5 protein-coding genes and 1 pseudogene are annotated in these 6879 nt (G+C 68.3%); 3 read left to right on the top strand and 3 right to left on the bottom strand.

Annotated elements, in window-relative coordinates; translation table 11 throughout:
* Nucleotides 1-762 precede the first annotated feature (762 nt).
* Together dctA and AB4030_RS19325 are read right to left on the bottom strand one after the other, a co-directional pair.
* Complete coding sequence (dctA, locus tag AB4030_RS19330) at nt 763-2073, bottom strand: C4-dicarboxylate transporter DctA (protein ID WP_442280838.1); 1311 nt, start codon at nt 2071-2073, stop codon at nt 763-765.
* A 63-nt stretch (nt 2074-2136) separates the two neighbouring features.
* Entirely contained in the window at nt 2137-3270 is a 1134-nt protein-coding gene (locus AB4030_RS19325) for a PrpF domain-containing protein (protein ID WP_442280837.1), read from the bottom strand.
* Between the two features lie 120 nt (nt 3271-3390).
* Here AB4030_RS19325 and AB4030_RS19320 point away from each other — a divergent pair, with 120 nt between their 5' ends.
* Together AB4030_RS19320 and AB4030_RS19315 are read left to right on the top strand one after the other, a co-directional pair.
* Nucleotides 3391-4302 carry a LysR substrate-binding domain-containing protein gene (locus AB4030_RS19320; protein WP_442280836.1) on the top strand — a complete coding sequence of 304 codons (912 nt, stop codon included), beginning with the start codon at nt 3391-3393 and terminating at the stop codon, nt 4300-4302.
* A gap of 84 nt (nt 4303-4386) precedes the next feature.
* Nucleotides 4387-4710, top strand: a pseudogene (locus AB4030_RS19315) (immune inhibitor A domain-containing protein); the annotation flags it as partial.
* Between the two features lie 166 nt (nt 4711-4876).
* Here the strand turns inward: AB4030_RS19315 and AB4030_RS19310 are convergent.
* Nucleotides 4877-5857 (bottom strand): LysR family transcriptional regulator, encoded by a 981-nt coding sequence (locus AB4030_RS19310; RefSeq protein WP_442280835.1) that lies wholly within the window; start codon nt 5855-5857, stop codon nt 4877-4879.
* Nucleotides 5858-6075: 218 nt separating this feature from the next.
* Between AB4030_RS19310 and AB4030_RS19305 the strand changes: the two genes are divergently transcribed.
* Nucleotides 6076-6876 carry an alpha/beta hydrolase gene (locus AB4030_RS19305; RefSeq protein WP_442280834.1) on the top strand — a complete coding sequence of 267 codons (801 nt, stop codon included), beginning with the start codon at nt 6076-6078 and terminating at the stop codon, nt 6874-6876.
* Nucleotides 6877-6879 lie beyond the last annotated feature (3 nt).

Genomic DNA, 6879 nt, shown 5'->3' with positions numbered 1-6879 from the left:
CTGCGAGACCCCGTACGTGCGGGCAACCTCGGACTGCGAGGAACCGGCCAGGACGGCTGTGATGACAAGACGACGCTTCGACACCACCGACCCTGCCGGATCCGGTTATGCCGATGACCTGCGACACGCCATTCCGATGTCCTGAGACAKCCCATTCCGATGTCCTGAGATCGGACACTTCACCTGCAACCCAGTGCCACGAGAGGCCCTGACCGGCGGAAACGCCGGTCAGGGCCTCTCGCGTGTACCCCGGAGGGGTACGTTGCGCTTCGGATCCCGAAGGCGATTCCGCAGGACCCTGACCTGCGGAAACGCGGCGGCCGGATCGCTCTGCGGGAAATGCGTGGGGAAATCCGGCCGGCCACAGGGCGCATGCGCGCGGTCCAGACGCTCTGACCTGCACTGACATGGGGAAGGGGTATCCAACAGCACCGGTTCTCTGCACCGTCGCCAATGGGCTTGGCGCCTTTCCCGACGCGTTAGCGCTCTGCGCCTGTCGACGGCAGCTGCCGTTGACAGCTGCCGTCGACAGCGCCGCCCACCGCCATGCCGTCGGCCTGTCATCCCGTCGTGTGTTGTTCTCCGGGCTCTGACCTGCGGCGAGGAGTTTCGTTCGGTTGCGGGCGCAAGGACGTCAACCCCGAGCCTGTCGTCCGTTCGTCGGCCACGCGGGGTCTGGAGAGGCAACGCCGTCGCCCCCGTCCGGCGACTGTGGCGTCGCAGGACGGGGCACGAGCACCGATGAGAGGCTCGGGTCCGGCTTCAGTGCGTGGGTACGGCGGCAGCGAGCGCGCGCTTCTCGGCTGGCGAGGGGGTGAATCCGGAGGACAGCTCGGCCTGCAGCGTCTGGGTGTCCAGGGCACCCTGCCACCGTGCCACGGCGATGCAGCACACGATGTTGCAGATCGTGCTCGTCAGCGCCCTGGCCTCGCTCATGAAGCGGTCGATCCCGACGATGAGCGCGACGCCGGCCACCGGCACGTTCGGCATCACGGTGAGGGTGGCGACGAGGGCGACGAATCCACTACCGGTGACGCCTGCAGCGCCCTTGGAGGTCAGGAGCATCATGCCGAGCATCAGCAGGATCTGGGTCCAACCGAGGTGGATGTCGCAGGCTTGTGCGATGAACAGGGAGGACAGTGTGAGGTAGACGGCCGTGCCGGTGAGGTTGAAGGAGTAGCCCGTCGGCACCACCAGTCCGACCACCCCTCGGTCGCAGCCGAGTCGCTCGAGCTTGGAGAGGAGTCGGGGGAGCACCGGTTCGCTGGACGAGGTGGCCAGCACGATGAGGATCTCGTCACGGAAGTACTTGAGCACCTGTAGCAGGCTGAAACCGGTGATCCTCGCGACCGTGCCCAGTCCCACGAGGACGAACACGAGGCAGGCTGCGTAGAAGGCGAGGATGAGCATCCCGAGGTTGCCGATGGAGTGGGCGCCGTACTTGCCGACCGTGAACGCCATGGCGCCGAAGGCGCCGACGGGGGCGACCTTCATGAGGAACCCGAAGACGACGAAGAGCACCCGGTTGAAGCTGGTGATGACGTCGAGGGCAGGCTTCCCCGCGCCGCCGAGCTTGGTGAAGGCGAAACCGCACAAGGTAGCGATGAGCAGCACCGGCAGGATCTCCCCATCGGCGAACGCACCGACGAACGTGGTGGGGATGAGGCCAAGGAGGAAGTCGGCGGGCGTGTTGTGCTGGGCCTCGCTCGAGTACTTGGCCGAGACGCTCGGGTCGAGGTGGGCCGGGTCGACGTGCATGCCGGTGCCCGGATGGAGGAGCAGGACCGAGGCGAGCCCGAGTGCGAGGGCCAGGGCAGTGAGGACGTAGAAGAGCCCGAGCGAACGGAGGAGGGTGGGGCCCACTCGCTTGGCATCGGACATCGAGGTGATGCCGCTGACGATGGTGCCGAAGACGATCGGGGCGATCATGAACCTCACCAGCTTGACGAACGCGTCGCCGAGCGGCTTGAGGTTGGTGCCCAGGTCGGGCCACAGGGCTCCGACGAGGACTCCGAGGGCGACACCGATGAGGACCTGGACGTACAGGTGCCCGAGGATGGTTTTGATCTTCATTGAAAAAACTTCCTGGGTCGGCACCCCTCTGATGAGAGGGCATGTTTGGTGAAGCGGTGTCGCCTAAGCCACGGTTCGAGCAACCTCGATGTGGGCGGTGGCGAGCTGACGGGCGGCGCGGTCGAGCACGACCTCGATGACGTTGCCGGCGTCGTCGGTGACGACCTCGGTCGTGACCACGCCTGCGGGCGTGCCGATGCGGAGCCAACGGCCCTCGCCGGGTGTCGACGCCCGCGCGAGGCTCGTCGCCACAACCGAGCCGGCAACGGCGGCCGCCGCGGAGACCGCCACCGCCGAGGTGAGGCCGATCGCGGGATGCGGCGCCAGCATCGAGAGCATGCGCACCCGCAGGTCGTGGCTGTCCTCGGGGACCAGGGTCCCGTCGGACGCGGTGTAGGTCCCGGCTGGCGCAACGAGGCCGACCTTTGGGATGGCGTTCTGCGGGGGAGCGCCTGGGGGTCGAAGTCCCATGACCACTCCCGCTGCCGCACGGACCTCGAGGAGCCGGGGGAGGGCGTGTGCCAGACCGTCCGTCATCGAGGACAGGTCCACTCCAAGGTCGCCGGCGGGCACGAAGACCGCCGGGGCCCCGGCGTCGAGCATGGTGGCCGCCAGCGACCGACCGTCCACCGAGACCGCGAGCCGGTCGACAGCCTTGCCGGTCGGCAGCAGCATTCCCGTGGACTGGCCCCACGGGGCGTGGAAGGACAGGCGGACCGGCACGCCGGGGGCCGCGCTGCCGGGAACGCGTGCCTGTCCGGCCGTGGGGACGCGCCGGAGGGGAGTCGCGATCGTTCCGGTGAGCACTGCCCCGGTGTTGAGGTTGCGCATCCTGACGCGCGTAGCGACGTCTCCGGCGCGCACGATGCCGGCCTGCACTGCATACAACGCGATCGCCGTGGCGCAGTTGCCACAGTTCGACCCCAGCTCCACCGTGGGCACCCCGATGCCCACTTGGGCGAAGAGGTAGTCAAGATCCGTGGGTCCGTCCGGCGTCGCGGTGACGATGGCGGCCTTCGAGGTCGTCGAGGTGCCGCCACCGACGCCGTCGAGCTGTCGCGCGTCGGCTGCGCCGAACGCATCGGCCAACAGCTGGAGCATCTCCTCGCGACTGCTGGCGTGACGGGCGACGTCCTCGGCATCGAAGAGCCAGCACTTGCTGGTTCCGCCTCGATACCAGTGACCACGGAGCTGCACGGTGGCCTCCTTCCTCGGAGAGGCCCTTGCCRGCCTCTGGTCCCTCAACGATCGCCATCGCGAGGCTTCAGCACAATCGGTAAAGAGTGGAGGAGTATCCATCTTTGCTAAACTCGCCGTATGCTTGACCTTGACCTGCGACGGCTCCGGCTGCTGCGCGAAGTGAGCCGGCTCGGGTCGCTGACGGCGGCCGCGGCAGAGATGTCGTTCACCACGTCGGCGGTGTCCCAGCAGGTGACGAAGCTCGAGCGCGAGATGGGGGTTGCCCTGCTGGAGCGGCACCCGCGCGGCGCGGTGCTGACCGAGGCCGGACGGGCGCTGCTGCGCTATGCCGACGACATCGACCGGATCATCGAGGCCGCGCGTGCCGAGATGGACGAGTTCGCCGGACTGCGCCGTGGCCAGCTCCGAGTGGGGACCTTCCCCACCGTGGGAGCGTCCCTCATGCCTGAGGTCGTGCTGGCCTTTCGGGCGCGCCACCCCGAGGTGGCCGTCACGGTTGTCAGCGCCCGGCGCGCCGGCCTCATCGACAGGCTGAAACGCCGCGACATCGAGCTGACGCTGCTGTGGGACTACCCGTGGCAGCGCATCAAGGACGAGGAGCTCGCGACCGTCACGCTCATGAGCGACCCGACACTTCTCCTCCTGCCTCGGGAACACGAGCTCGCTCACGCCCGCGCCGCGCGCGTGGAGGACCTCCGTGACCAGCAATGGATCGTTCGTGACGAGCACCCGGTCGCCGACGTCCTGCGCCGCCTCTGCCAGGCTGCCGGCTTCGAACCCAGCGTCGCGTTCGCCGCGAACGACTACCAGGAGACCCAGGGCATGGTCGCGGCCGGTATCGGGATCGCCCTCGCTCCTCAGCTGGCCCTGAGCGCGCTGCGCCCCGATGTCGTCGCCGTCCCGCTCGAGAGCTCCCCGAGCCGCAGGATCCTGCTGGCACAGCTGGCCGGTCGACACCTCAGCCCGTCGGCTCAGCAGGCCACCGAGGTCTTCCGCTCCATCGCGGGTGCCAGACGGACGACCGCTTGAGGTTCTCCAACCATCCAAAAGGGGAGCAGTCTCAGCCTCGGGCTCGGGGGTCAGGGGTAGCCGGCTGCAGCATCAGAACCTGCAAACGGCCGGCTCCTGCCGGTCGACGCCCGACCGGACTCGCTCCGTTGGAGTGACGACATCGTGGCCCTCAACCGGATCCAGTCGTTCGACTCGACGTTCGGTGTCGAGGTGACGGACTCGATCTCGCTGCACCGTGAGACGGCCAACGGCATGATGACGCTGGACGTCCCGGCGCAGGCACCGGTCCCGATCTTCGACGACAGCGACCCCAACCGCTACTACGACACCGCCAACCTTGGCGGCAGCATCAAGGTCGCGGGCGCCGGCGTCACGATCAAGGTGTTGCAGAGCAACAGCACCGGCAAGATGAGGGTGAACGACTGAGCCGACGCGCGTTCGGGCACCGCGTCGACCGCCAACATCCGCCCGCGCACCTCACCGGGCGGGAGCCGTGGGCGCATGCACTCCGTCCGTCCGCACGAGGTCCCCGTCCAACCCGCTGTTCGAAGGGGTCACTGTGTCGCGGAGCAGCTGCCGCTCGACGCCGTCCTCAACGCCGACGTGTGAGTTCGGGCCACGCCGGATCGTCGTCGGGCATCCACGCCGGACTCTGGGCGGCGCTCTGGTCCGGCGCCAGCCAGGAGTGCTGCTCCGCCAGACCGAGCGCGATGTCGATGAGGCTGGTGGTCGTGGCAGCGACATCGTCGGTGCGCCATGCCAGTGACCATGGGTAGTACGGCTGCAGCTCTTCTGGCCAGAACATCAGCATCCCGGCTTCGACGTATTTCTCTGCGTAGCTGAGGAACTCGAGGTAGCGGACGCTCTTGGGGGCCCGCTGCGCATGGGCCAGACAGAAGCTGAAGGCGCCGGGGGTCCCAAGCCAGCGCATCTCGAGACCGAGTCGCTCCTGCAGGGCGGTGAGGTACTGCCCGTGCGCGTTGTAGGTGCCCGAGTGCGGGGGATCGCCGAAGACGTGCAGGGGCCGATCGTGAAAGGACGCCGTCGGCGGAGGGTCCTCGTCGCCCGACCCCACGACCACCAGCGGCTCCAGCCGAAGGAGCCGGTGACGCCAACCGCTCGGATGGGCGACCTGCATGCGGGGAGTGACGCGGAGAATAGCGACATCGAGGCGCCCGCGCAGAAGAGCGTTGAGCTGCGTGATGCTGTCCATCGCGTGCTCGCGCAGCTGGATGTCCGGCTGGGCCTGGGCGAATGCGTCGGCGACCATGCGGCTGGTCGACAGCTCGAAGACGTGGGCGATGCTCACGGTGTTCCGACGGGCAGGCTGTGCCATGCTGTCCGCCAGCGTGAGCAGGCGCCTGGCGTCGGCGAGGAACTGCTGACCCCGTGCCGTGAGGGCGACATGCCGGCTGTCGCGAACCAGGAGGTTCTCGCCCAGCTGGTCCTCGAGCTTGCGGATCTGCTTCGACAGGGCGGGCTGGCTGACGAACAGCTGAGCGGCCGCCCGACCGAAGTGAAGCTCGTCGGCGACGGCGACGAAGTAACGCACAAGCCGTAGGTCCAGCTCCATGCGAGCTCCTCCGCGCGGTCGCGGCGCCGGGTAGGTCAGGGCCGGCTGCGATCTCACCACGTTAGTGATCCCTCGGCCCTTGAGGAAGGCACTGCGGTTATCGATCCGGGCGCAAGAGGTCTTGGACGCCAGCCAGGGTCCGCCGTCAGCCTTGGGGCTGCCGCACCGTGCGGCACGCCGGTCCCTTCCGGTGCACAGACGTCGTCGAAAGGCATGTCATGACCCAAGCCCAGCGTCCCGTCGTCTTCGTCCACGGCCTCTGGCTCCACGCCACAAGCTGGGGTTCCTGGGTCGAGGTCTTCCGAGAGTCCGGCTACGCCCCCGTCGCCCCGGGGTGGCCCGGGGAGGCCGAGAGCGTCGAGGGGGCGAGGCAGCGTCCTGACGATGTCGCCGGCCTCGGGATCGACGATGTCACCGAGCACTATGCGTCGATCATCGACGCCCTTCCCGAGGCGCCGGTCCTCATCGGCCACTCGTTCGGCGGGCTGATCGCCGAGAAGCTGCTCGGGCAGGGCAAGGCCGCTGCGGCCGTCGCCATCGATCCCGCCCAGATCAAGGGAGTCCTGCCGCTACCGCTAGCTCAGCTGCGCGCCGGACTGCCGGCACTCGGCAATCCCACCAACCGTAACAAGGCTGTCTCGCTGACCGCCAAGGAGTTCCGCTTCGGGTTCGGCAACGCTGTCAGCGAGGAGGAGTCGGACGCGCTCTTCGAACGGTGGACCATTCCCTCCCCGGCCAAGCCCCTGTTCCAAGCGGCGGCGGCCAACTTCTCGCTGCACTCGGAGGCCGCTGTCGATACCGACAACAACACGCGCGGCCCGCTCCTGCTGATCTCAGGTCTCGAGGACCACACCGTCCCTGACGTCGTGACGCGGTCGACGCTCAAGCAGTACCGCAAGTCGACCGCCATCACCGAGATACGGCAGTTCGAGGGCCGCGGGCACTCGCTCACCATCGACTCCGGGTGGGGCGAGGTCGCCAAGGCGGTCCTCGGCTGGCTCGACGAGCACGGGCTCTGACCC

This window comes from Terrabacter sp. 2YAF2, assembly GCF_052114705.1.
Classification (GTDB): Bacteria; Actinomycetota; Actinomycetes; order Actinomycetales; family Dermatophilaceae; genus Terrabacter.
The sequence above is the reverse complement of the archived record's forward strand: the minus strand, read 5'-3'. Positions and strand labels throughout refer to the sequence as shown.